We start from the raw sequence: 23,277 nt of genomic DNA, 5'->3' as shown, positions 1-23,277 counted from the left end.
CAAGCTGGCCCCTTCCTTACTCGGCCGGGTGCGCGTGAGTGGGCGTCCCGGCGTGGTGCTGATCGGGGTCGTAGGTCAGCAGCGACTTGCGCAGCTTCGGCCCGACCCGCTTCTCGAAACCATCGGCGAGGCTGAAGGCTGCAGGCACGATCACCAGCGTAAGCAGGGTGGAGAGCAGAAGTCCGCCTATCACCGTCACGCCCATCGGCGCACGGAACGCGCCGTCGCCCGAGATCGACAGCGCGGTCGGCACCATGCCCGCGGTCATCGCCACGGTGGTCATGACGATCGGCTGGGCGCGCTTGTGCCCGGCGTCCATGATGGCGGTGAGCTTGTCGACGCCCTTGCTCATCTCCTCGATCGCGAAGTCGATCAGCAGGATGGAGTTCTTGGCGACGATGCCCAGCAGCATCAGGATGCCGATGTAGACCGGCATCGAGATCGGCTGCCCGGCGACGGTCAGCGCCAGCATGCCGCCCAGCGGCGCCAGTAGCAGCGAGGCCATGTTCACCAGCGGCGAGACGAAGCGCTTGTAGAGCAGCACCAGCACCGCAAACACCAGGAAGATGCCCGAGATGACGGCGGTGACGAAGTTGGTGATCATCTCCGCCTGCCACTTGTCCTCGCCGACGGGGGCGTTGGAGACGCCCATCGGCAGGTTCTTCATGATCGGCAGGTTCTGGATCTGCGTCATGATCGGCCCCTTGACCTGCCCTTCGCCGAGGTCGGCGCCGACGAAGATACGGCGCGACTGGTTGTAGCGCTGGATCTGCGTGGGGCCGGCGCCGAAGCGGATTTCCGCGACGCGCTTCAGGGGCACGGTGCCGCCGCTGACGGTGGAGACCGGCAGGTTCTCGATCGTCGAGAAATCGCGGCGCGAGGTGCGGTCGAGGATCACGCGGATTGGCACCTGGCGGTCGCTCAGCGAGAACTTGGCGGCGTTCTGGTCGATCTCGCCCAGCGTTGCGATGCGGATCGTCTGGCTGAGAGCGGACGTCGTAACGCCAAGCTGCGCGGCAAGGTCGGGGCGCGGCACGATCAGCAGTTCGGGGCGCTGCAGGTCGGCGGCGATGCGCGGGGCAACGACGCCGGGGATCGCGCGCATCTGCTCCACGAGGGTCTGCGCGGTCTTGTTGAGCAGTTCGGAATCGCTGCCCGACAGCATGATCGACAAGTCGCGGCCCGAACCGAACCCGCCCGACTGCGAGGCGAAGCTGACGCGCGCATCGGCGACGTCCTGCAGTTGCGGGGCCATGCGGCGCTCGAATTCGATGCTGGTCGCCTCGCGCTCCTTGGCGGGCTTGAGGGCGATGTAGAGCGTGCCGGAACCTTCGCCCGCGAACTGCAGCACGCGCTCGACCTCGGGCTGCTTTTCAAGCAGGCGCGAGACGCGGCCGCCGATTAACTCGGACTGTTCGAGCGTAGTGCCGGGCACCAGTTCGATCTTGACCTCGCTGGTGTCATTGTTGGTGCTGGGCTGGAACTGCTGCGGCAGGCCGGCGAGCAGCGCGAACGTGACGACGAGCGCGTAGACCGAGGCGCAGAAGGCGTAGAAGCGGTGGTCGTGCATCCGCGCGATCACACGGTCGGTGTAATAGCGATACCAGCGGCCGAGTGCGCCCATCGCGCCGGCGAGCAAGCGGAATAGCTTGCCGAGCAGCCAGATCGCCACGGGAATGGCGAGCGGGGAGAGGATTGCGGCGATCACGAAGGCGGCGCCCTTGAGGCCGATCTTGGTGATGCCGGTCTGCAGGGTCGTGAACAGCAGTCCGGATGCGGCGAGCCCGGCGGCGATCAGCAGGATGAACGCGATCGTGGCAACTACGGCGTAGGCGGGGTGGAAGGGCTGGCGCACCAGCGCGGCCTTGCGGCGATGCGCCTCGGTGCTGTCGAGCGTCCACGCGAGGATCTTCATGTAGACGTCCATCGCCTTGCCGCCGCCGTGCTCGGCATGGCCGTGCGCCTTGAGGAAGTAGGCCGCGACCATCGGCGTGATCACGCGCGCAACCGCAAGGCTCATCAGCACCGCGACCACGACGGTCAGGCCGAACGCCTTGAAGAACTGCCCCGGAATGCCCGGCATCAGGCCTACCGGCAGGAACACCGCGACGATCGAGAAGGTGGTCGCGACGACCGCGAGGCCGATCTCGTCGGCGGCGTCGATCGAGGCCTGGTAGGCGCTCTTGCCCATGCGCATGTGGCGCACGATGTTCTCGATCTCGACGATGGCGTCGTCGACCAGCACACCCGCGACAAGGCTGAGCGCGAGGAGCGAGAGGAAGTTCAGCGTGAAGCCCAGCAGGTCCATGAACCAGAAGGTCGGGATCGCCGAAAGCGGGATCGCCAGCGCCGAGATCATCGTCGCGCGCCAGTCGCGCAGGAACAGGAAGACGATGACGATGGCCAGCACCGCGCCTTCGACCAGCGCCTCCATCGAGGAGGTGTACTGGCCGCGCGTGTAGTCCACCTGCGAGAACAGGCGGGTCAGGTGGATGTCGGGGTGGGACTTCTGGATTTCCTTCAGCTTCTCCATCGCCGCGTCGTAGACGGCGACGTCGGAGGCGCCGCGCGCGCGCTCGAACCCGAAAGTGACGACTTCGCGGCCGTTGACGCGGGCGATGTCGGTCTGCTCGGAGAAGCCGTCATGGACGCTGGCGACGTCGGTGAGCTTCACCGAACGACCGTTGCCGAGGTTGATGCGCTTCTGCGAGAGGTCGTAGGCGGTCTGGGCATTGCCCAGCACGCGCACGGACTGGCGCGATCCGGCGATCTCCGCCTGACCGCCCGCGGCATCGACGTTGACCTGCCGCAGCACGTTGTTGAGCGCCTCGGCGCTGACGCCCAGCGCCTGCATGCGCTGGGGATCGACGACGACGCGGATCTCGCGGTTGACGCCGCCGTCGCGGCTGACGGTCGCCATGCCCTCTACCCCGAGCAGAGTCTTGGCGATGGTGTCGTCGACGAACCAGCTGAGTTGCTCGATCGTCATGTCGTCGGCGCGCACCGCGAAGTAGGCGAGCGAGCCGCCGCCGCCGGACTCGATCTTTTGGACCTGCGGTTCGAGAATGCCGTCGGGCAACTGGCCGCGTACCTGGTCGACCGCGTTCTTCACCTGCTGGGTCGCGACATCGACGTTGGTGCCGACGGAGAAGAACACCAGTGTGGTCGAGCGGCCTTCCGAGGCGGTTGACTGGATTTCCTCGACACCAGGGATCGAACGGACCGAGCCTTCGACGATCTGGGTGATCTGCGTCTCGATCTCGGTCGGGGCGGCGCCGGGCTGCGAGACGCCGATGTGGACGCCCGGAAACTCGACGTCCGGCATGTTGTTCACGTCCATTCGGTTGAACGAGACGATGCCGGCGATCATCAGGCCGATGAAGAAGACGATCGGGATGATCGGATTGCGGATCGACCAGGCCGAGATGTTGCGCATGGGTTCGGCTCGCCCGTTACTTGCCGGAAACTGGGGTCGCAGCGGCGGGGCGCGGCTTGACCTTGTCCCCGTCGTTGAGGAAGCCGCCCGCGCGCATCACGATCTTCTCGTCGCCATTGAGGCCCGAGGTGACGGTGATGCCCGTCGCGGTGACGAGGCCGGTCTTCACCGCCTGCCGGTGGACGCGATCGTCCTTGCCGACGACATAGACGAACGCGCCCTTGGCATCGTTCTGGATCGCGGATTCGGGCAGCATCGGTGCGACGACCGTGCCGCTTTCGATCACGGCGGTGGCGAAGCCGCCCGGACGCAGCGCCGGGTCGTACTTGAGCGCGATGCGCGCGGTGCCCTGGCGGGTGGTGTTGTCGATGGTGGGCGCGAGCTGCCAGACCTGCCCGGTGAAGCTCCTGCCCGAGCCGACCGGCGTGACGTTGGCGGTGACGCCGACGTGCAGCTTGGCAAGGTCGTCCTCCGAGAGCAGCGCCAGCAGTTCCATCTCGCCGTCGCGGGCAAGGTTGAACAGCACGCCGCTGCCGCCGCTCACCACCTGGCCGACCTCGACGTTGCGTGCGAGCACGAGGCCCGAGGCGGGGGCGACGATGTTGAGCCGCGCATTCTGCGCCTGCAACTGGCCGAGCGTGGCGCGGGCCACGCCGACGCGGGCAGCCGCGGCATCGCGGGTCGCGGTCAGCTGGTCGATGTCGGCCTTGGAGATGAAGCCGCGATCGACGAGCTTGAGGCCGCGATCGAGGTTGGCCTGTGCGAGCCGGGCATCGGCCTCTGCCACGCGGACCTGCGCGGACTGGCTGGCGGCGGACTGGACCTGCACCGAACGGTCGATCACCGCGAGGACCTGGCCCTTTTCGACCCAGTCGCCCGCATCGACGCGCACTTCGCGCACTTCGCCGCCTTCGCCGACCGACCCCACCGGCATCGCGCGGCGTGCAGCGAGCGATCCGGTGCCGGTGATTTCCCCGGCAACGCTGGAGCGGCCCGGCACGACGACCGAGACGACGGGAACCTGCGTGGTATCTGCACCGGCGGCATCGGCCGCGTCGCCCTTGTGGAGCACGAACCACAGCGCGGCCGCCAGCAGCACGACGGTGACGATGACGAGCACGATCACCCGGCGCGAGCGACGGTCCAGGGCATCGTCCCTGTCGAGCGAGGTGCCCGTCGCGTCGAAGACGTGAGGTTCGTCTGCCTGCCCGCCGACCTGAGAGGGGCCGGCTTCAATCTTGCCATCGTAGTTCATCTGTTCACCGCACGCATGCACGCGCCCCCGGGCGGCGTGCTCTCCCGCCGCATCGTCCGCCCTTGTGCCTGTATTCAGGCGGGGCTGCCGATATGGCTTAAACCGCTGGATTCATATACTCGCGGGAACAGGGTGGCAACGCGAACCGGGTTTCACGTCGACAGGCATCGACGAACGACTTCATTGCGCCAGTCTGGCCAGGTAAATGCGTTTTATTGCGTCGGAACGTGAAAAGGCGACCGTGAAGATGCTCCACGGCCGCCTTTGGACTTGGTTGACGAAGTTAGAGAGTGCTCAGAACTTCTGCTGGCGCTCGTAGAGATCGCGATAGTGTTGGATTCGTGTCACACGCAGGCCCTGCATGCCCGAACGATCGACGGCGCGCTGCCACGAGGCGAATTCCTCGAGCGTGAGGCAATAGCGCTCGCAGACTTCGTCGATCGTCAGCAGGCCGCCGTTGACGGCGGCGACGACTTCGGCCTTGCGGCGCACGACCCAGCGCGTGGTGTTTGGGGGGGGGAGGTCGGCAACCGTCAGCGGCTCGCCGAGCGGGCCGATCACCTGTGCCGGACGGATTTTCTGGTTCTCGATCATCTTTACCCTCGTTCGCCGCTATCGTTCACATCGGCGACTGGAGAATCCTTGCCTCCAACGGGCTTGCCATTGCTTGAAGCATCAAGGTTAACGTTTCTTGAGCATTCTTCGTAAGCATTAAGAGCCGAGGCGGCGCACCCGTCGAAGCTGCCGCGCAGCCGAAGCCGCGTGGCTGCCGCGTCCTCTCCCAGCACACCGAGCCGGTCGTGCGTGGCGAAGAGGCGGGAGCGCAGCGCCTGCCAGTCGATCATTGCGGGATCGGCGGGGAGGTGCCCTTCGGAAAGCCCGTCGCAGCCCGGAACCGCAGGTATCCCTGCGGTGCGACCCGGAGCGTCCCCTGTATCGGGGGTCATGTGATGTGGTGCGACGTTCATGATGCAGGCCCTATAACCCGCAGGTGGTCAAGGGATCGTAAAAGCCGTTTTTACCCTTTCTTCACGATGGGAAAGGGGGCGAAAAAGGCGGAGGATAGGAATCCGGCGCGCTTGGCTGTATGTGCGCCCCCACCATGACCGCGTTTTCCGATCTTCTTTCCGGGCTCGACCCCGCCGAACTGTTCCAACTTGCCGAGCCTGTGTCCGCCCGCCGCATCGTCGTGGCCATGTCAGGGGGCGTGGACAGTTCGGTCGTCGCCGCTCTTGCCGCCGCGAGCGGGGCGGAAGTCATCGGCGTAACCCTTCAACTCTACGACTACGGCGCCGCGACCGGCCGCAAGGGCGCGTGCTGCGCCGGCGACGACATCCGCGACGCGCGCGCGGTCGCCGACCGCCTAGGCATCGCCCACTACGTCTTCGATCACGAGAGCGCCTTCCGCGAGGAAGTGGTCGAGCGCTTCGCCGACGACTACCTCGCCGGGCGCACGCCGATCCCCTGCATTCGCTGCAACATGGGACCGAAGTTCACCGACCTGCTGACGATGGCGCGCGAACTGGGGGCGGACTGCCTCGCCACCGGCCACTACGTGCGCCGGGTGATGGGCGCGGCGGGTTCGGAACTGCACCGCGCCCTCGATCCGGCGCGCGACCAGAGCTACTTCCTTTACGGCACCACCGAGAAGCAGCTGGATTTCCTGCGCTTTCCTCTCGGCGGCCTGCCCAAGACCGAGACGCGCCGTCTGGCCGAAGCGGCGGGCCTGCGCGTCGCCGCCAAGCCCGACAGCCAGGACATCTGCTTCGTGCCCGATGGCGACTACGCCAAGATCGTCCGCGCGGTCCGTCCCGAGGGCGAGGCACCGGGCGAGATCGTCCATGCCGAGACCGGCGCGGTGCTCGGCAGCCATCGCGGCGTCATCCACTACACCGTGGGCCAGCGCCGGGGCCTCGAGATCGGCGGCCAGCCCGAGCCGCTCTACGTCACCGGCATAGAGGCGGAAACCCGGCAGGTCCGCGTCGGCCCGCGCCGCCTGCTGGCGACCGCCTCGGCACGGCTGGTGGAGACCAATCGCATCGGCCCGATTCCCGATGCACCGCTGACCGCCAAGGTCCGCTCGCTGGCCAAGCCGGTGCCGATCGTGCTCGACGGCCCGCTGGGCGAGGGCGCGGACACGACGATCCGCTTCGCTGCGCCCGAATACGGCGTAGCGCCGGGTCAGGCGGCGGTTATCTATGCCGGGGAGCGGGTGATCGGCGGCGGCTGGATCGATTCGACCGAAAGCGCGGCTTAACCCTCGTCATTGCGAGCATAGCGAAGCAATCCAGCGCGGTGTGAAACTGCCCTGGATTGCTTCGCTGCGCTCGCAATGACGAAAGGGTGGTCAATCCTGCCACGGCTCCAGCCGGCACCCGCGCGCGGGATCGAAATCCGCGCTCTGCTTCGCCAGCAGCGGCACCGAGGCCCTGACCGTGCGCGTATCGGCATCCTCCGAAAGCGATACCCAGCGCCCGGCGCCCGCGAGCCCTGCCACCTTGAGATCGCCCTCGCACAAGTCCATCGGCCGCTGCGATACGAACCGGCAGACGCAGCCGATCCGTGCGCCATAGGCGGCGCCGACCAGCGCTTCCTCACGCAAGCCGCGCCACATCCAGCCGAGCCCCAGTACGGCGGCCAGCAGCACGAGCAGGATCACGTTGCGCTTCCACCGCGAGGGCTGCCGCGTCGGGTAGGCCCCGCCTGCGGCCTTGTCCCCCGGTCCGGGTTGCCCGGATGTTGCCATTCTCAAACGCCTCGCACATGACCGGCGCGCCATGTCGGTGCGCCGTCCCCCCCTTATCGCCGCGATGCTGATGCTGCCAGCCCTGTGGGGCTGCGGCTCCGGCGCGCCCGAAGGACCGCCGCCGCCGAGCACCGAATCGCTCGCCGCGATCAAGGATTCCGGCGGCGCCCCGCGCGAATCGCTGGGTCGGACCATCGACCGCCTGTTCGACGACGAGGCGGTGGGCAAGACCGACGCCCTCGTCATCCTCAAGCGCGGCTCGGTCGTGGTCGAGCGCTACGGCGAGGGCGTTAAGCCCGATTCGCGCCTTCCCGGCTGGTCGGCTGGCCAGTGCGTGACCGCGCTGATGATCGGCCAACTGGTCAGCGACGGCCGCCTGCGCCTCAACGAATCGGCCCCTGTGCCCGAATGGCAGCGCCCGGGTGACCCACGCGGCGTCATCACCTTGCGCCAGCTCCTGCAGATGCGCTCGGGCCTGCGCCACGTTGAGACGACCAGCGCCGGAACCGGCCGAATCGAGGACGAATCGGACCGCATGCGCATGCTGTTCCTCGATGGCCGCGACGACATGGCCTCCTATGCCGAGGCGCAGCCGCTCGAGGCCCCGGCGGGCAAGATCTTCGTGCATTCCTCGGCCAGCGCGGTGATCCTTTCGGACCTCGCCGCACGCGTACTCTCGCCCGATCACGATGCGCTGCGGCGGCGGGCGGCGGTGAGCGACTACTTACGCAACCGCGTGCTGCAGCCGATCGGGCTGGGCTCGGCGATCGTCGGGTACGACCGGGCGGGTACGATGATCGGCTCGGGCATGATCGCCATGACCGCGCGCGACTGGGGCAATCTGGGCGAGTTCATCCGCCACACCGGCTCGGTCGGCGGCGCGCAGATCCTGCCGCGCCGCTGGATGCAGTTCATGCTGGAACCAAGCCCGCGCGAGCCCGGCTACGGTGCGGGCGTCTGGCTCAATCGCGGGGAGGCGAGCGACGGCGCCCGCCTTTGGCCCGGTGCGGCGGAGAAGGACGTCTTCGCGTGCCTTGGGGATTACGGGCAGTTCGTGATCGGCTCGCCCGGGCAATTGCTGACGGTCGTGCGCATCGGCCACAGCGACCCGGCGCAGGCGCGCGAGGTACATGACCGGCTGGGCGCGTTGCTGGCACTGTTTCCGAAGAATTGAGGTGCGGGCGGGGTGCCCACCCCGCTGCGACTAAGGCCTGCGGCCTAAGTCTCGCTGGCCCTCCCGCTTGCGGGAGGGCCAGCGAGACTTGAGAGCGAAGCGAACTAGCCGGACGGGGTGGGGCCTGAAGGCCCTAGACCGTGAAGCTTTCGCCGCAGCCGCACGCGCCCTTGGCGTTCGGGTTGTTGAACACGAACCCGGCGGTGAAATCGTCCTCCACCCAGTCCATCGTGCTACCCACGAGGTACAGCACCGAGGCGCCGTCGATGTAGAACAGGCCGCCGGGGGTCTCGATCTTCTCGTCGAACTTGGCTTCCTCGGTCACGTAGTCGACCGAGTAGGCGAGGCCCGAGCAGCCCCGGCGCGGGGTGGACAGCTTCACGCCGATCGCGCCTTCAGGGGCCTCGCCCATCAGCTTGGCGATGCGGGTTTCCGCGTTCGGCGTCAGGATGACGGCGGCGGGGCGGGCAGGGCGGGTCTTGGTGGTGGTGTCGGTCATGAGAGCCTCTTCTGCCAGAACAGCGCGTGTCCGGTTTCGGGGTCGAGCTGGTAGTCGCCGTAGCCCAGCGATGCGTAGAGTTCTTTGGCGCGCTGGTTCCCGCTCAGCACTTCGAGCGTGATCTTGCAGGCGCCGCGCGTACGGGCCTCGACCTCGATCGCGGCGAACAGGGCGCGGGCGATGCCCTTGCCGCGATGGCCGGGGGCGACGGCGATGTCGTGGATGTTGACCAAAGGGCGCGCCGCGAAGGTCGAGAAGCCGGTGAAGCAGTTGGCGATGCCCACGGCCTCACCGTCTAGCCGCGCGAGCAGCACGAAGGCGCCGGGCACTTGCGCCAGAGCCGGCACCAGCCGTTCGCGCACGTCGTCGGAAAGCGGTTCGCCACCACCCATCGGATCGCGCGCATAGACGTCGAGCATCGCCACGATCGCCGCCGCGTCGGCAGGATCGGCGAAGTCGGCGCGCGTGATCACAAGGTCAGGGGCGAGGGTATCGCTCACAGCATTCCCAGTTCCAGCTTGGCCTCGTCGGTCATCTTGGCCATGTCCCACGGCGGATCCCAGACGAGGTTCACTTCGCAGTCGCGCACGCCGGGTACGGCGGAAACGCGCAGTTCCACTTCGCCCGGCATCGATTCGGCCACCGGGCAGTGGGGGGTGGTGAGCGTCATGATGACCTGCACCGAGGCTTCAGGCGAAACCTCGACGCCGTAGATCAGTCCGAGGTCGTAGATGTTCACCGGGATCTCGGGGTCGAAGATCTCCTTCAGCGCATCGATCACGCCGTCGTAGATCGCACCGCCCGGGTCGGCCGGATCGATGGCCTGTGGCTTTTCGGCGAGGAACCCATCGAGATAGTCGCGCTTGCGTTCCTCGGGCGGGGGCACGGCATCGTCCACGCGCGCACGCGGAGCGGGGGGAGCCGCATCGACTTCCTCTACGCTGAATGCAGGCTTCTGGTCACTCATCCGAAAATTCTCCTGGTGCGCTCGATCCCTTTCAGGAGCGCCTCGATATCGCTTTCATCGCTGTAGAGACCGAAGCTGGCCCGCACCGTCGCGGGGACGCCAAGGTGTTCCATCAGCGGCTGGGCACAGTGGTGCCCGGCGCGGATCGCCACGCCTTCTTCGTCCAATATGGTGCCGAGGTCGTGCGGATGCACCCCGTCGAGCGCAAAACTGACGATGCCGAGCGAATCGTCCGGCCCGAACAGCGTCACATCGTTACGCTTGCGCAGTTCGCTGCGCAGCAGGACAGCAAGATCACGCTCGTGCTTTTCGGCGCGGTTCAGGCCGATGGCGGCAAGCCAGTCCATCGCGGCGGCCATGCCGATGGCCTCGACGATGTTGGGCGTGCCGGCCTCGAAGCGCTGTGGCGCGGGGGCGTAAGTGGTCTTCTCGAAGGTGACCTTGTCGATCATCGAGCCGCCGCCCTGCCAGGGCTGCATCCCCTCGAGGATTTCCTTGCGCGCCCAGAGCACGCCGATCCCGGTCGGACCGTAGAGCTTGTGCGCAGAGAAGGCGTAGAAGTCGCAGTCGAACGCCTTGACGTCGAGCGCGAGGCGAGGCGCGGCCTGGCAGCCGTCGATCAGCAGCTTCGCGCCGACCGCATGCGCCAGCTTCGCGGCGTGTTCCACGTGGAGCACCGAGCCCAGCACGTTCGACACGTGGGCGAAGGCGACCAGCTTGTGCGCGGGCGTCAGGATGCGCTCGGCGGCTTCGAGATCGATCCGTCCTTCGGCGTCGAGCGGGCAGACGTCGATCTCCACGCCGTTGCGCAGCAGCTGCCAGGGCACGATGTTGGAGTGGTGCTCCAGCATCGAGAGCAGGATGCGGTCGCCCGCCTTGAGATTGGCGGCGGCCCAGCTCTGCGCGACGAGGTTGATCGATTCGGTCGCGCCGCGCGTGAAGACGATCTCGTCTTCCTCGGCGTTCAGGAACGCGGCGGTGCGGCGGCGGGCCGCCTCGAACGCCAGCGTCATGTCGGCCGAGCGTGCGTAGACGCCGCGATGCACGGTCGCATAGTCGCGGCCCATCGCGGCGACGGTGGCGTCGATCACCGCTTGCGGCTTCTGCGCGGTGGCGGCGGTGTCGAGGTAGTGCCAGTCACCCGCCAGACCCGGGAACTGGCTCTTGAGCGCGAGTTCTGCGGTGTCGAGCCTCACAGGATCGCCTCCAGACGGGCGATCGCCGCTGCGCTCAGTTCCTCTTCGCCCGCCGCGCCGGTGAAGGCTTCGGCGATGAAGGCCTGCAGCATCAGGCGCTTTGCCTGCGGCGGGGTAAGGCCGCGGCTCATCAGGTAGAACAGGCCCTGCGCGTCGAGTTCGCCCACCGCGCAGCCATGCGCGGCCTTGACGTCGTCGGCGTAGATTTCCAGTTCCGGGCGCGCATTGGCGGTCGCCGTACGCTCCAGCAGCATGGCGCGCACCGACTGCTCGGCATCGGTGCCGTCGGCGCCGCGCTCCACCGCGATGCGGCCGAGGTAGGTGCCGACCGACTTGCCTGCCAGCACCGTCCGCACGATCTGCTCGGAGGTGGCGTTGAGGCCCGCGTGGGTCACTTCGGTGACGATTTCCAGCGTCTCCTCAGCCGTAGCCAGCTGCGCCGCGCCCAGCGTGAAGTCGGCGCCTTCGGCCAGTCGTACGTCCACTGCGATGCGGCCATAGGCAGGCCCGGCGGTCAGCACGCGAAGATCGAACTTCGCGCCCTTGCCGAGCGTGATGGCGATGTGGCGGGCGACGGCTCCGGCACCGGTCTCGACGATCTGCAGCGAATCCTCGGCACCGTCCGCGACCGCGATCTCTTCGGTCACGATCGGCCAGACGGTCTCCAGCGCCGCGATGTCGGAGTAGCGGAAGTCCTCGTGCCTGCGGGTGGGGAGGGCCAGTTCGACGTTCATGCCGCCTCCTGCACCACCGCCTCGTAGCCCTCTTCCTCAAGGCGCAGGGCGAGGTCGGGGCCGCCCGACTTGACGATGCGCCCCGCGGCGAGGACGTGGACGAAGTCCGGCTTCACGTAGTCCAGCAGGCGCTGGTAGTGGGTGATGAGCAGCACTGCCTTGTCGGGTGCGCGCATGATCGCGTTGATGCCTTCGCCGCAGATGCGCAGCGCATCGATGTCGAGGCCGGAGTCGGTCTCGTCGAGGATCGCCAGCCTGGGGTTCAGGATGCCCATCTGCACCATCTCGGCGCGCTTCTTCTCACCGCCTGAGAAGCCGACGTTCACAGGGCGCTTGAGCATGTCCATGTCCATGCGCAGCAGGCCCGCCTTTTCCTTGGCGAGCTTGAGGAATTCGCCGCCCGAAAGCGGTTCTTCGCCGCGCCCCTTGCGCTGGGCGTTGGCCGCCTCGCGCAGGAACTGGACGAAGGAGACGCCGGGAATCTCGACCGGGTACTGGAAGCCCAGGAATAGGCCGGCGGCAGCGCGCTCGTGCGGTTCGAGTTCGAGCAGGTCCTGGCCTGCGAAATCCACCGAACCGCCGGTCACGTCATAGCCCGGACGGCCGCCCAGCGTGTAGCCCAGCGTCGACTTGCCCGCGCCGTTGGGGCCCATGATCGCGTGGATCTCGCCGGGATTGATGGTGAGCGACAGACCCTTGAGGATCGGCTTGTCGGCGACGTTTGCTGTCAGGTTATCGATCTTGAGCATGGCTTATCCTTCGTCGCTCACGAACGTCCCTGCCGGACGCGAGCCAGCCTTCTTGCGCGCGGAGCGCTTGTCGAAGGGCACGTTGAGTTCGGTATTGATTTCGCGGACCACGGTATCGACCTGGCCGATCACTTCCTCTTCCGAGAAGCGCAGCACGCGGATGCCGACTTCGGTGAGCTTGCGATCCTGCAGTTCGTTGACGTCGGGATTGGAATCCTCGGCGCTCAGCTGGATCACGATCCAGCGAGAGGGGCAGGCGAAATCGACGATCGCCGAGCCGACGATCGACTGCCGCGTGAACTTCACCCCGCCCAGCTGCGAGCCGGACAGCTTCGCCCACAGCGCCTTCTGCGCCTCGCTGGGGTTGCGGCGCTGGTCCTTGGCGCGCTCCTTCAGCGTTTCGAGGCGCGTGCCGGTAACGGCGAAGCTGGCCTTGGCGTCTGCCTTCGGCCCGTTCGAGGCGAGGCTGATACCCAAAGTCTTGCGGGCGGCGGTCATGGTTTCTGATCCTTCGTTATTCATGTCGGGGGAGGGGGGTCAGCCCACGCTCCCCTCAAGGCTGATGCCCAGCAGCTTCTGCGCTTCCACCGCGAATTCCATCGGCAGCTGCTGCAGCACTTCCTTGGCGAAGCCGTTGACGATCAGCGCCACCGCCTGCTCGGTGTCGAGGCCGCGCTGCATGGCATAGAACAGCTGGTCGTCGCTGATCTTGCTGGTGGTCGCCTCGTGCTCGATCTGGGCGCTGGGGTTGCGCACTTCGATGTAGGGCACCGTATGCGCGCCGCACTCCTTGCCGAGCAGCAGCGAATCGCACTGGGTGAAGTTGCGCACGCCATCGGCATTGGCGCCCACGCGCACGAGTCCGCGATAAGTGTTGTTGCTCTTGCCGGCCGAGATGCCCTTGGAGATGATCGTCGAGCGGCTGCCTTTGCCGTTGTGGATCATCTTGGTGCCAGTATCGGCCTGCTGATAGTTGTTTGTGACGGCGACCGAGTAGAACTCGCCCACCGAATCCTCGCCGTTGAGGACGCAGCTGGGGTACTTCCACGTCACCGCAGAGCCGGTTTCTACCTGGGTCCAGCTGATCTTCGAACGCGCGCCCTGGCACAGTCCACGCTTGGTGACGAAGTTGTAGATGCCGCCCTTGCCGTTGGCATCGCCCGGATACCAGTTCTGGACGGTGGAATACTTGATCTCCGCATCCTCCATCGCGACCAGTTCGACCACGGCGGCGTGAAGCTGGTTTTCGTCGCGCATCGGGGCGGTGCAGCCTTCGAGGTACGAGACGTAGCTGCCCTTTTCGGCCACGATCAGGGTGCGCTCGAACTGGCCGGTGTTCTCCGCGTTGATGCGGAAATAGGTGCTCAGCTCCATCGGGCAGCGCACGCCCTCGGGGATGTAGACGAAGGTGCCGTCCGAGAAGACCGCGCAGTTCAGCGTAGCGAAGTAGTTGTCATGGACGGGCACCACGCGGCCCAGCCACTTCTTCACCAGTTCGGGGAATTCGCGGATCGCCTCGGAGATCGAGCGGAAGATTACGCCCGCCTGTTCCAGCTCCTTGCGGAAAGTGGTGGCGACCGAGACCGAATCGAACACCGCGTCCACCGCGACCTTGCGCGCACCCTCGACGCCGGCGAGCACTTTCTGCTCCTCCAGCGGAATGCCCAGCTTTTCGTAGACGCGCAGGATCTCGGGATCGACCTCGTCGAGGCTGGCCAGCGCATCCTTCTTCTTGGGCGCGGCCCAATAGTAGGATTCCTGGTAGTCGATCGGCGGAATATCGAGCTTCGCCCAGTCCGGCGGGGTCATCTCCAGCCACTTTGCGTAAGCCTTCAGGCGCCAGTCGAGCATCCATTCGGGCTCGTCCTTCTTGGCCGAGATGAAGCGGATGGTGTCTTCGGACAGGCCCTTGGGACCGTATTCCTGCTCGATGTCCGAGGACCAGCCGTGCTCGTACTCGGCGACGCGGGCTGCCGCCTCGCGCGCGGCCTGATCGCGTTCTGGCGCGATGGGGAGGGTTTCTTCGGTCATCTCAAACTTCCTCGACGAGCTGGGTCAGCGCCACCTGGGCGAGCGCCCCGCGCACGGCCGCATTAACCTGCGGCCAGTGGCCTTTTACGTTGCAACAGGATTCCAGCGTGCAATCGCTTTTCGCGCGATCGATGCAGGCGGTGAGGGCGATCGGCCCTTCCACTGCCTCGACGATGTCCGCCAGCGAGATCGTGGCGGGAGGCCGTGCGAGTCGCAGACCCCCACCGACACCGCGCGACGACCGCATCAGTCCGGCTGCGGAGAGCTTGCTCACCAGCTTCTGGACGGTGGGAGCAGGCAGACCGGTTTCCTCCGCCAGCTGGGCGGCGGAAATACGCGCACGCTTGCCGCCCGCCTGCTCGATGAGCGAACAGGTGCCGCAATGCCGCGCCGCAGCGGACATTATGACGACGGCATAGTCTGTCATACTCGACAGGCGCATGAACGGGCTTTCTGGTTCCTGTGTTTAAATCGGATCAATTCTTTCCGATTTGCACCTAGTGCAGCGCGCGGCGGGTTTCAATGGCCGTTTCGCACCTGCGAGCGGTTCGCACGGTTGATCGCTGCCGCGCCATAGCTCGTCGCAAAAGATACGCAAGCCATGGAAAAAGGCTTGCTTAACGGTCGATCTATGGGAGCTTGCCGTCAAGAAGCGCGAAAAAAGGCGGTTCCCGATCGAAATCGGAAACCGCCTTAAGTTATAAAGAACTCGAGCGCATCCCGCTACGAGCCCTTCGGGTCGCAGGACTCGTGTATGCTCCGGATGGGTCGATTTATTGTATAAACGCGACACGTTCGTAGGTCCGGATGGCTCGGGATGACCCCTAACGGGCTTTTTCATCTCGCACCGCAGCAGAAGAAGCGTTTGAGCAACACTCCCGGGGGCGTTATGCGCACGCTCGTGCTCTATTCGCTCATCCGACCCGCCCTTTTCCGAATCGAGGCCGAGAAGGCCCATGGTCTTGCGCTCAAGGCCCTGAAGCTGTCCGGCCCCGGCAGTGCGCCGCGCACCGATCCGGCTTTGGCCAGCACCGTGGCGGGAATCGCCTTCCCCAGTCCGGTCGGCATGGCTGCCGGGTTCGACAAGGACGGCGGAGTGCCGGACGCGCTGCTCGGCCTGGGCTTCGGGTTTGCGGAAGTCGGTTCGATCACCCCGCTACCGCAGGCCGGCAACCCGCAGCCGCGCCTGTTCCGGCTGGTCGAGGACCGCGCGGTCATCAACCGGATGGGCTTCAACAATGGCGGCGCGCAGGATGCGGTCTATCGGCTGGAGGCCCGTGTGCGGCGTCCGGGCGTCGTCGGCATCAACATCGGCGCGAACAAGGATTCGACCGACCGCGTCAACGACTATGCGATCATGGCGCGGCTGATGGCGCCGCTGGCGGGCTATCTTGCGGTCAATATCTCCAGTCCGAACACGCCGGGTCTGCGCGCCCTGCAGGACGAATCGGCGCTGACCGGCCTGCTCGACGCGGTGATCGAATCGCGCGACGAGGCTTGCGGCGCAGGGCACCGGCCTCCGGTCTTCCTCAAGGTTGCACCCGATCTCGAGCCTGCCGACATCGACGCCATCGCGCGAATCGCCATCGACAAGCAGTTGGGCGCGCTGATCGTGTCCAACACCACGATCTCACGGCCGCCGCTGGCCTCGCAGCACAAGGGAGAAACCGGCGGCCTCTCCGGCGCGCCGCTGCGTGATCTGGCGCAGCAGCGCCTGCGCGATTTCCGCAAGGCGACCGGCGGCGCGGTGCCGCTGGTCGGCGTGGGCGGTATCGCCAATGCGGCGGACGCCTGGGCGCGCATCCGGGCGGGGGCGAGCCTCGTCCAGCTTTACAGCGCCATGGTCTACGAAGGGCCGGGCATCGCCAAGGCCATCAACAAGGGCTTGCTCGAACTGATGCGCCGCGATGGCTTCGCATCGATTGCAGAGGCGGTTGGAACCGAATAAGCCTTTCTGCAATGTCCGGAAAGCTGATCTTGGGGCTGACTGCCTCGCTCGCCCTCTCTGGTTGTGCCGCGACGACGGCGACCATCCCTTCGCAACCCACTGCGAGCAGCCCTGCCGTAACCGGACCTGCCGTCTTCGACGCCGGTATGGTCAGCGCTGCCGATCCACGTGCGGCGGAGGCGGGGGCCTCGATTCTCCGCCGCGGCGGCAGCGCCACCGACGCGGCGATCGCGACGATGCTGGCGCTAACCGTGGTCGAGCCGCAAAGTTCGGGCATCGGCGGCGGCGGTTTCCTGATGCTCGGCAACGAGAAGGGCGAGGTCGAATCGTGGGACGGGCGCGAGACTGCGCCGAAGGCTGCGACCCCCGCGCGTTTCCTCGACGCCTCGGGCCAGCCTTTGCCGTTCCGCACCGCCGTCGTAGGCGGGCGCAGCGTCGGCGTGCCGGGCAACATCGCACTCGCGGCGAAGATTCACGCCGAGCATGGACGCCTGCCATGGGCAGACCTGTTCCAGCCCGCGATCGACCTTGCACGCGAAGGCTTCACGCTGTCCCCGCGCGGTTTCCAGTCACTCTCGCGGCAGCCCGACACCGGCGCCCATGATGCGCAGGCGCGAGGCATCTACTACGGCGCGGACGGCAAGCCGCTCCCCGTCGGCACGACGATCCGCAACCCGGCGCTGGCGAGCACGCTGGAAATGCTCGCAGCCAAGGGGCCAGAAGGGTTCTACAAGGGGGACCTCGCGCGGGAGATCGCCGCCAAGGTCGCGGCCGAAACCCCCGCGGACGGCAGGATGACCGAGGCGGACATCGCCGCTTTCGCGGCGAAGGAGCGGCCGAGCACCTGCGCGAAGTACCGCGTCTACAGGATCTGCAGCATGGGGCCGCCGTCCTCGGGCGCGACCACGGTGCTGGCGACCCTGATCCAGCTGCAGGGCTTCGACCTCGGCAAGCTCGGGCCGGACTCGCCGGTCGCCTGGCACCTCATCGCCGAATCCGAGCGGCTGGCTTATGCCGATCGCGACCTGTTCCTTGCCGATCCCGATTTCGTGAAGGTGCCGGTCGCGGCGCTGATCGACCCTGCGTACCTCAAGCGGCGCGGCGCGTTGATCTCCGCCGATCGGACGATGCCGACCGTGAGCGCCGGGCTACCCGCGCCCAAGCTGGCTGTGGGTCGTCACTACGTCGAGCACGGCACCTCGCACTTCGTCGTCGTCGACAGGCAGGGGGACGTGGCCTCGTGGACATCGACGATCGAGAGCGCCTTCGGTTCGGGCATCATGGTCGGCGGGTTCTATCTGAACAACGAACTGACGGATTTCAGCTTCACGCCTGAAAAGGACGGCGCGGTCGTCGCCAACCGGGTCGAGGGCGGCAAGCGTCCGCGCAGTTCGATGGCGCCCACCATCGTCTATGGCCCCGACGGCAAGCTGCTGTTCGTTGTCGGCGCCGCAGGCGGGGCGACGATCCCGGTACAAGTCATCCGCGCGCTCGTCGGCGTGCTCGACTGGAAGCTGCCGGTGGACAAGGCGCTGGCTCTGCCCGTGCTTTTCGCGCCGAGCGACACGATCAACGTCGAGAAGGGCTCGCCGCTGGAGGCGATGATACCGGCGCTACAGGCGCTCGGCCACACATCGGTCCGGGCGATCCAGATGCCGCTCAAGACCAACGGGGTGCTGGTGGTGGACGGCAAGCTGATGGGATCGGGCGATCCGCGTACCGAAGGTGTCGCCGTTTCGCAGTAAGCTTGTGGCAACCCGCCAGCCCACCTAGACGTTCGCCTACAATACAAGTTCGTAAGGATACACCGGGGGCCGCCATGAACATTGCCGATTTCGACAGCAGCGCCAACGTCGTGTCGCTGTTCCTCGCCCGCGCCGACGCGCTGGGCGAGGCGCCGATGCTCTGGGCCAAGCACGATGGTCAGTGGCGCTCGATCAGTTGGGCCGAGGCGGCGCGCCGGGTATGCCTGATCGCCGCATCGCTGCGCCGCATGGGCCTGCAGGATGGCGAACGCGTGCTGATCGTCTCGGAGAACCGGCCCGAGTGGTGCCTTGCCGACCTTGCGATCATGGCGGCGGGCTGCGTGACGGTGCCGACTTACACCACCAACACGACGCGCGATCACATCCACATTCTTGAGAATTCCGGCGCCCGCGCAGCGATCGTCTCGACCGCGAAGCTGGGCAAGGCGCTGCTGCCGGCCGTGGTGCAGACCGACATGTGCCGCCAGGTCATCGGCCTGGAGCCGCTCGTGCCGATGCAGGGCGGGGCCTATGAAACGCATATCTGGGACGAACTGCTCGAAGGTGATGCCACCTCGGCGCGCGCCGAGGTCGATCGGCGGATCGCTGGCATCGGTCGTACCGACCTCGCCTGCATCATCTACACCAGCGGCACCGGCGGCGCGCCGCGCGGGGTGCGCCAGCATCACGGCATGCTGCTGTCCAACGTGGCGGGCGCCGCGCAGATCATCGAGCAGGACTTCGGCTGGGATCGGGGACCGGACAAGCGCGAGATTTTCCTCTCGTTCCTGCCGCTCAGCCACGCTTACGAGCACACCGGCGGCCAGTGGCTGCCGATCGGGCTGGGCGGGCAGATCTATTATTCGGAAGGCCTCGACAAGCTCGCCGCCAATATCGAGGAAGTGCGCCCGACCGTGATGGTCGTGGTGCCGCGCCTGTTCGAGGTGCTGCGCACCCGTATCATGAAGCAGATCGAGAAGCAGGGTGCGGTTGCCAATCGCCTCATGGACTGGGCGATCGGTGGGGGCATGCGCCGTCTGAACGGCAAGCGCGGGCTGCTCGACTATCCGCTCGACCTGGTGATCGAGCGGACCCTTCGGCCCAAGATCCGCGCCCGCTTCGGTGGGCGGATGAAGGCGCTGGTTTCGGGCGGGGCGCCGCTCAATCCGGAGATCGGCGTATTCTTCGACGCGATGGGGCTGACGCTGCTGCAGGGCTACGGCCAGACCGAGTCGGGGCCGATCATCAGTTGCAACCGCCCGTCGGCGGGCGTGAAGTTCGACACCGTCGGCCCGCCGATGCGCGGGGTCGAGGTCAGGATCGCCGCGGACGGCGAGATTCTCGTGCGCGGGGAACTCGTGATGTCGGGTTACTGGCAGAACGAGGCGGCGACGGCGAACGTGCTCAAGGACGGCTGGCTCCATACCGGCGACATCGGCCATATCGACGATCGCGGGCGCATTGCCATCACCGACCGCAAGAAGGACATGATCGTCAACGACAAGGGCGACAACGTCTCTCCGCAGAAGGTCGAATCGATGCTGACGCTCCAGCCGGAGATCGCGCAGGCGATGGTCTACGGTGACCGCAAGCCCTACATCGTCGGCCTGATCGTCCCGGACGCCGACTGGGCGCTGCAGTGGGCACGGGATAACGGCGAGACTTTCGATTTCCGCAAGCTGCAGGGGCTTCCGGCGTTCCGCACCGCGCTGCGCAATGCGATCGACCGGGTCAACGCCGACCTCTCGGTGATCGAGAAGGTGCGTCAATACGCCTTCGCCGACGAGCCGTTCTCGATCGAGAACGAGGAGATGACCCCGAGTCTCAAGATCCGGCGGCACAAGCTCAAGGAACGGTACGGCACTCGGTTGGACGCGCTTTATCGCGCGTAAGGAAACGGTGGCGCGCTTCCTGCGTTGACGGGGCAAACGTCAATTACAGCGAGTGCGCCATGCGTGCCTTCCCCTGCCCGAACTGCCGCCGCCTGAATCATTTCGAAGTCCGGGTTTGCCCCGGCTGCCAGGCCACCCTTGGCTACGATCCCGAAATCGACGGCTTCCGCTTCCTGGCCGACGGCGCGACCGTCTGGCGCGATGCCGAAGGTGAGGTGGCCGAAGTGGTCGTATGCGCCAACAACAACGATTATCGCATCTGCAACTGGCTGGTGGCGAGCGACGACACGACGCCGATGTGCCGGGCCTGTCGGCACAACCGCACCATTCCCGACTTGTCCGAACCCTCTGTCCCGTCCCGATGGGCCAGGATCGAGGCAGCGAAGCGGCGGCTGTTCCACACGCTGATGAGGCTGGGCCTCCCGCTGGAAACCAAGGCCGAGGAAGGTCCCGGAACACAGGGCCTCGCCTTCGATTTCCTCTACGATGCGGCGGCGGAGCAGGCGGGCAGTCCGCGAATCTTCACCGGTCACGACGGCGGCGTCATCACACTCAACCTGATCGAGGCCGACGATGCCGAGCGTGAGCGGATGCGCCATGCGATGGGCGAGCCCTATCGCACCCTGCTCGGCCATTTTCGGCATGAAGTGGGCCACCACTACTGGTCGCGGCTGGTCGAGACCGATCCGGCCGAACTGGAGGCTTTCCGTACGATATTCGGTGATGAGCGAATCGACTATCAACAGGCGCTGCAGGCGCACTACAATGACGATGGGTCGAAAGTGTGGACCGACGCTTTCGTCAGCTTCTACGCGACCTCCCACCCGTGGGAGGATTTTGCAGAGACCTTCGCGCATTACCTGCACATCGTCGACGTTCTGGCGACGGCGGGCGGTTTCGACCTGTCGCTGGCCCCCCTGCCGGGCGACGAGGTCGGGCTGGAAGTGGAGCTGGATTTCAATCCCTACACGGCTGACACCCGTGCGCTGACTGAAGCGATGGGGCCGCTCTCCTTCGCGATGAACGCGATCAACCGCTCGATGGGACAGCCGGATCTTTACCCCTTCCATCTGTCCGACGCGATCGTCGCCAAGCTGGACTACGTCCATAACCTGGCGGCGAAGGCACGGGCAGGGGGCTCTGTCGTCGAGCCGGTGCCGGCTTAAGCGGCTTCCTTCTCGATGAACTCGGGATAGAAGCTCGGCTCGCGGTCGGACCAGCCGGGCGCGGTGGCGGCGGCTTCGCTGATCGAGTGGAGCAGGGTGCGGCGGCGGTCAGGGCGGATCTGCGGCAGCGCGGCGGCTCCGCAGAAGGCCCCCGGGAGCCATGGCCGCGCCCAGCCGCCGAGCAGGCGCTCGTAGAGGAAGCGGAAGGCGGAGAAGCTCGTCAGGCGTTCCTGCGCGAGATCGAATGCGGCCATCCGGACCAGCTTGCCCATGAAGGCGTCGACGTCGTCGAAGCTGTAGTCGTCCGGCCGCATCGCGCGCAGGGCCTTGAGGTCCTGATAGGCGACGTACTGATTTCGGATCGAGGCCAGTTCCTCCTCGTCGCGCGCCCAGAGCTTGAAGGCATCCTGGCGGCCGAGGCCGATGTCGAGGCTGCGCCGGATGTAGCGCTGCTCGCTGGGGGAGAAGCTGGCGAATTCGCGCAGTTCGTTGATCGTCAGACTAGCCGTACCTGTGTGGGCCATCGTGATTGTCCCTGATGTGTCGGGAAGATCCCCGTCACGAGTCGGATTTAACCACGATCATCCTTTCTGGACGGTTTACGATGCAAAGGTTTGTATGCGCAGTTTGCCGTCGGAAACGGGAAAGGTGGGAAGCCCGTCCCGTTTCGGTACGGAGGCACTCAGATGAGGCCGGCGAGGGGGCTCGACGGATCGGCGTAGCGACGCTGGCCCATGCGGCCGGCGAGATAGGCATGGCGCCCGGCTTCGACCGCCAGCTTCATCGCGCGGGCCATGCGGACAGGCTCCTTCGCCTCGGCGATCGCGGTGTTCATCAGCACGCCGTCGCAGCCCAGTTCCATCGCCACGGCGGCTTCCGAAGCGGTGCCGACGCCTGCATCGACCAGCACCGGCACCTTCGCGCCCTCGACGATGAGGCGCACGGTCACCTTGTTCTGGATGCCGAGGCCCGAGCCGATCGGCGCGCCCAGCGGCATCACCGCGACGGCGCCCGCGTCTTCCAACTGCTTGGCGGCGATCGGATCGTCCACGCAGTAGACCATAGGCAGGAAGCCTTCGTTCGCGAGGATTTCGGTGGCCTTCAGCGTCTCGCGCATGTCGGGGTAAAGCGTGCGTGCCTCGCCCAGCACTTCGAGTTTCACCAGATCCCAGCCGCCCGCCTCGCGCGCCAGGCGCAGGGTGCGGATGGCGTCGTCGGCGGTGAAGCAGCCTGCGGTATTGGGCAGGTAGGTGATTTTTTTCGGGTCGATGAAGTCGGTCAGCATCGGCGCCTTGGGGTCCGACACGTTGACACGGCGCACCGCGACGGTGACGATTTCCGCGCCCGAAGCCTCCACGGCGGCGGCGTTCTGCGCGAAGTCCTTGTACTTGCCCGTGCCCACGATCAGGCGCGAGGTGAAAGTACGACCGGCAACGGTCCAGGTATCAGCGGGGAAATCGGTCACGAAGCGCGTCCTTTCGGGGAAGCGTGAATCAGGAAAAGCGGGGGCAGGGCGGGCTGGTCAGCCGCCGCCGACGAAGTGGACGATCTCCAGCACATCGCCATCGGACAAGGTCACGTCGGCAAGCGTCGAGCGCGGCGCGATCTCTGCGTTATGCTCGACCGCGACCTTCTTCGGGTCGAGGCCGATCTGCGCGACGAGGTCGGCGATGCTGGAACCGGCGGCAATGCGGCGCGGTTCGCCATTCACGGTAAGCAGGATTTCGGCAGCCATGGCT

The 23,277-nt window shown here is 66.5% G+C and carries 23 protein-coding genes; 6 read left to right on the top strand and 17 right to left on the bottom strand.

Annotation, left to right across the window (positions count from 1 at the left end; genetic code table 11):
• Positions 1-16 precede the first annotated feature (16 nt).
• The 4 genes from HWN72_RS16230 to HWN72_RS16215 all read right to left on the bottom strand — a co-directional run bounded on the left by HWN72_RS16230 (position 17) and on the right by HWN72_RS16215 (position 5,536).
• The gene (locus HWN72_RS16230) at positions 17-3,436 is read right to left on the bottom strand and encodes an efflux RND transporter permease subunit (RefSeq protein WP_211150722.1); all 3,420 of its coding nucleotides are present in this window, start codon (positions 3,434-3,436) and stop codon (positions 17-19) included.
• A gap of 16 nt (positions 3,437-3,452) precedes the next feature.
• Positions 3,453-4,691 carry an efflux RND transporter periplasmic adaptor subunit gene (locus tag HWN72_RS16225; protein ID WP_211150721.1) on the bottom strand — a complete coding sequence of 413 codons (1,239 nt, stop codon included), beginning with the start codon at positions 4,689-4,691 and terminating at the stop codon, positions 3,453-3,455.
• Positions 4,692-4,985: 294 nt separating this feature from the next.
• Positions 4,986-5,285, bottom strand: coding sequence for a DUF1153 domain-containing protein (locus HWN72_RS16220; protein ID WP_008829371.1), 300 nt, complete (start codon positions 5,283-5,285; stop codon positions 4,986-4,988).
• Between the two features lie 2 nt (positions 5,286-5,287).
• Positions 5,288-5,536: a hypothetical protein gene (locus tag HWN72_RS16215; protein ID WP_008829372.1), complete on the bottom strand. Its 249-nt coding sequence runs from the start codon at positions 5,534-5,536 to the stop codon at positions 5,288-5,290.
• Between the two features lie 257 nt (positions 5,537-5,793).
• Between HWN72_RS16215 and mnmA the strand changes: the two genes are divergently transcribed.
• The gene (gene mnmA, locus HWN72_RS16210; RefSeq protein WP_211150720.1) at positions 5,794-6,948 is read left to right on the top strand and encodes a tRNA 2-thiouridine(34) synthase MnmA; all 1,155 of its coding nucleotides are present in this window, start codon (positions 5,794-5,796) and stop codon (positions 6,946-6,948) included.
• Positions 6,949-7,038: 90 nt separating this feature from the next.
• Here mnmA and HWN72_RS16205 read toward each other — a convergent pair whose 3' ends face one another.
• Positions 7,039-7,437 carry a hypothetical protein gene (locus HWN72_RS16205; protein ID WP_008829374.1) on the bottom strand — a complete coding sequence of 133 codons (399 nt, stop codon included), beginning with the start codon at positions 7,435-7,437 and terminating at the stop codon, positions 7,039-7,041.
• A 31-nt stretch (positions 7,438-7,468) separates the two neighbouring features.
• Between HWN72_RS16205 and HWN72_RS16200 the strand changes: the two genes are divergently transcribed.
• A complete protein-coding gene (locus HWN72_RS16200; protein WP_036525695.1) occupies positions 7,469-8,611 on the top strand; it encodes a serine hydrolase in 1,143 nt (380 codons plus the stop codon).
• A 133-nt stretch (positions 8,612-8,744) separates the two neighbouring features.
• Here HWN72_RS16200 and HWN72_RS16195 read toward each other — a convergent pair whose 3' ends face one another.
• The 9 genes from HWN72_RS16195 to HWN72_RS16155 are packed head-to-tail and all read right to left on the bottom strand — an operon-like array spanning position 8,745 to position 15,229.
• Complete coding sequence (locus HWN72_RS16195) at positions 8,745-9,110, bottom strand: iron-sulfur cluster assembly accessory protein (RefSeq protein ID WP_069708586.1); 366 nt, start codon at positions 9,108-9,110, stop codon at positions 8,745-8,747.
• The gene (locus HWN72_RS16190; RefSeq protein ID WP_008829377.1) at positions 9,107-9,610 is read right to left on the bottom strand and encodes a GNAT family N-acetyltransferase; all 504 of its coding nucleotides are present in this window, start codon (positions 9,608-9,610) and stop codon (positions 9,107-9,109) included. The genes HWN72_RS16195 and HWN72_RS16190 overlap by 4 nt, the downstream gene beginning before the upstream one ends.
• Entirely contained in the window at positions 9,607-10,077 is a 471-nt protein-coding gene (locus tag HWN72_RS16185) for an SUF system Fe-S cluster assembly protein (RefSeq protein WP_008829378.1), read from the bottom strand. Before HWN72_RS16185 ends, HWN72_RS16190 begins: the two co-directional genes overlap by 4 nt.
• Positions 10,074-11,273, bottom strand: a complete 1,200-nt coding sequence (locus tag HWN72_RS16180) for an aminotransferase class V-fold PLP-dependent enzyme (RefSeq protein ID WP_211150719.1) — start codon at positions 11,271-11,273, stop codon at positions 10,074-10,076. The genes HWN72_RS16185 and HWN72_RS16180 overlap by 4 nt, the downstream gene beginning before the upstream one ends.
• The gene (locus HWN72_RS16175; protein WP_211150718.1) at positions 11,270-12,007 is read right to left on the bottom strand and encodes a SufD family Fe-S cluster assembly protein; all 738 of its coding nucleotides are present in this window, start codon (positions 12,005-12,007) and stop codon (positions 11,270-11,272) included. Before HWN72_RS16175 ends, HWN72_RS16180 begins: the two co-directional genes overlap by 4 nt.
• Positions 12,004-12,756, bottom strand: a complete 753-nt coding sequence (gene sufC / locus HWN72_RS16170) for a Fe-S cluster assembly ATPase SufC (RefSeq protein ID WP_211150717.1) — start codon at positions 12,754-12,756, stop codon at positions 12,004-12,006. Before sufC ends, HWN72_RS16175 begins: the two co-directional genes overlap by 4 nt.
• A gap of 3 nt (positions 12,757-12,759) precedes the next feature.
• Positions 12,760-13,254, bottom strand: coding sequence for an endonuclease domain-containing protein (locus HWN72_RS16165; RefSeq protein WP_036525710.1), 495 nt, complete (start codon positions 13,252-13,254; stop codon positions 12,760-12,762).
• 39 nt (positions 13,255-13,293) lie between these two features.
• Positions 13,294-14,787, bottom strand: a complete 1,494-nt coding sequence (sufB, locus tag HWN72_RS16160) for a Fe-S cluster assembly protein SufB (protein WP_211150716.1) — start codon at positions 14,785-14,787, stop codon at positions 13,294-13,296.
• A gap of 1 nt (position 14,788) precedes the next feature.
• Positions 14,789-15,229, bottom strand: coding sequence for an SUF system Fe-S cluster assembly regulator (locus tag HWN72_RS16155; protein WP_008829384.1), 441 nt, complete (start codon positions 15,227-15,229; stop codon positions 14,789-14,791).
• 447 nt (positions 15,230-15,676) lie between these two features.
• Here HWN72_RS16155 and HWN72_RS16150 point away from each other — a divergent pair, with 447 nt between their 5' ends.
• The 4 genes from HWN72_RS16150 (at position 15,677) to HWN72_RS16135 (ending at position 21,538) form a co-directional block, all read left to right on the top strand.
• Positions 15,677-16,735 (top strand): quinone-dependent dihydroorotate dehydrogenase, encoded by a 1,059-nt coding sequence (locus HWN72_RS16150; protein ID WP_211150715.1) that lies wholly within the window; start codon positions 15,677-15,679, stop codon positions 16,733-16,735.
• Between the two features lie 11 nt (positions 16,736-16,746).
• Positions 16,747-18,480: a gamma-glutamyltransferase gene (ggt, locus tag HWN72_RS16145; RefSeq protein WP_211150714.1), complete on the top strand. Its 1,734-nt coding sequence runs from the start codon at positions 16,747-16,749 to the stop codon at positions 18,478-18,480.
• Between the two features lie 74 nt (positions 18,481-18,554).
• On the top strand, positions 18,555-20,372 hold the full coding sequence (locus tag HWN72_RS16140; protein WP_211150713.1) for a long-chain fatty acid--CoA ligase: 1,818 nt from the start codon (positions 18,555-18,557) through the stop codon (positions 20,370-20,372).
• Positions 20,373-20,431: 59 nt separating this feature from the next.
• Positions 20,432-21,538, top strand: a complete 1,107-nt coding sequence (locus HWN72_RS16135) for a putative zinc-binding metallopeptidase (protein WP_036525720.1) — start codon at positions 20,432-20,434, stop codon at positions 21,536-21,538.
• Here the strand turns inward: HWN72_RS16135 and HWN72_RS16130 are convergent.
• From HWN72_RS16130 to thiS, 3 genes are all read right to left on the bottom strand, one after another.
• Positions 21,535-22,062: a hypothetical protein gene (locus HWN72_RS16130; protein ID WP_211150712.1), complete on the bottom strand. Its 528-nt coding sequence runs from the start codon at positions 22,060-22,062 to the stop codon at positions 21,535-21,537. The genes HWN72_RS16135 and HWN72_RS16130 overlap by 4 nt on opposite strands.
• Before the next feature lie 158 nt (positions 22,063-22,220).
• Positions 22,221-23,003, bottom strand: coding sequence for a bifunctional sulfur carrier protein/thiazole synthase protein (locus HWN72_RS16125; RefSeq protein ID WP_036525722.1), 783 nt, complete (start codon positions 23,001-23,003; stop codon positions 22,221-22,223).
• A 57-nt stretch (positions 23,004-23,060) separates the two neighbouring features.
• Positions 23,061-23,273, bottom strand: coding sequence for a sulfur carrier protein ThiS (gene thiS / locus HWN72_RS16120; RefSeq protein WP_211150711.1), 213 nt, complete (start codon positions 23,271-23,273; stop codon positions 23,061-23,063).
• Positions 23,274-23,277 lie beyond the last annotated feature (4 nt).

This window comes from Novosphingobium sp. HR1a (genome assembly GCF_015594425.1).
GTDB lineage: Bacteria > Pseudomonadota > Alphaproteobacteria > Sphingomonadales > Sphingomonadaceae > Novosphingobium > Novosphingobium resinovorum_A.
The sequence above is the reverse complement of the archived record's forward strand: the minus strand, read 5'-3'. Positions and strand labels throughout refer to the sequence as shown.

Bases quoted from the DNA above. Each gene is read 5' to 3' on its own strand.
- HWN72_RS16230 (WP_211150722.1), bottom strand. From the start codon at position 3,436: ATGCGCAACATCTCGGCCTGGTCGATCCGCAATCCGATCATCCCGATC.
- HWN72_RS16225 (WP_211150721.1), bottom strand. From the start codon at position 4,691: ATGAACTACGATGGCAAGATTGAAGCCGGCCCCTCTCAGGTCGGCGGG.
- HWN72_RS16220 (WP_008829371.1), bottom strand. From the start codon at position 5,285: ATGATCGAGAACCAGAAAATCCGTCCGGCACAGGTGATCGGCCCGCTC.
- HWN72_RS16215 (WP_008829372.1), bottom strand. From the start codon at position 5,536: ATGATCGACTGGCAGGCGCTGCGCTCCCGCCTCTTCGCCACGCACGAC.
- mnmA (WP_211150720.1), top strand. From the start codon at position 5,794: ATGACCGCGTTTTCCGATCTTCTTTCCGGGCTCGACCCCGCCGAACTG.
- HWN72_RS16205 (WP_008829374.1), bottom strand. From the start codon at position 7,437: ATGGCAACATCCGGGCAACCCGGACCGGGGGACAAGGCCGCAGGCGGG.
- HWN72_RS16200 (WP_036525695.1), top strand. From the start codon at position 7,469: ATGTCGGTGCGCCGTCCCCCCCTTATCGCCGCGATGCTGATGCTGCCA.
- HWN72_RS16195 (WP_069708586.1), bottom strand. From the start codon at position 9,110: ATGACCGACACCACCACCAAGACCCGCCCTGCCCGCCCCGCCGCCGTC.
- HWN72_RS16185 (WP_008829378.1), bottom strand. From the start codon at position 10,077: ATGAGTGACCAGAAGCCTGCATTCAGCGTAGAGGAAGTCGATGCGGCT.
- HWN72_RS16175 (WP_211150718.1), bottom strand. From the start codon at position 12,007: ATGAACGTCGAACTGGCCCTCCCCACCCGCAGGCACGAGGACTTCCGC.
- sufC (WP_211150717.1), bottom strand. From the start codon at position 12,756: ATGCTCAAGATCGATAACCTGACAGCAAACGTCGCCGACAAGCCGATC.
- HWN72_RS16165 (WP_036525710.1), bottom strand. From the start codon at position 13,254: ATGACCGCCGCCCGCAAGACTTTGGGTATCAGCCTCGCCTCGAACGGG.
- sufB (WP_211150716.1), bottom strand. From the start codon at position 14,787: ATGACCGAAGAAACCCTCCCCATCGCGCCAGAACGCGATCAGGCCGCG.
- HWN72_RS16155 (WP_008829384.1), bottom strand. From the start codon at position 15,229: ATGCGCCTGTCGAGTATGACAGACTATGCCGTCGTCATAATGTCCGCT.
- HWN72_RS16150 (WP_211150715.1), top strand. From the start codon at position 15,677: ATGCGCACGCTCGTGCTCTATTCGCTCATCCGACCCGCCCTTTTCCGA.
- ggt (WP_211150714.1), top strand. From the start codon at position 16,747: ATGTCCGGAAAGCTGATCTTGGGGCTGACTGCCTCGCTCGCCCTCTCT.
- HWN72_RS16140 (WP_211150713.1), top strand. From the start codon at position 18,555: ATGAACATTGCCGATTTCGACAGCAGCGCCAACGTCGTGTCGCTGTTC.
- HWN72_RS16135 (WP_036525720.1), top strand. From the start codon at position 20,432: ATGCGTGCCTTCCCCTGCCCGAACTGCCGCCGCCTGAATCATTTCGAA.
- HWN72_RS16130 (WP_211150712.1), bottom strand. From the start codon at position 22,062: ATGGCCCACACAGGTACGGCTAGTCTGACGATCAACGAACTGCGCGAA.
- thiS (WP_211150711.1), bottom strand. From the start codon at position 23,273: ATGGCTGCCGAAATCCTGCTTACCGTGAATGGCGAACCGCGCCGCATT.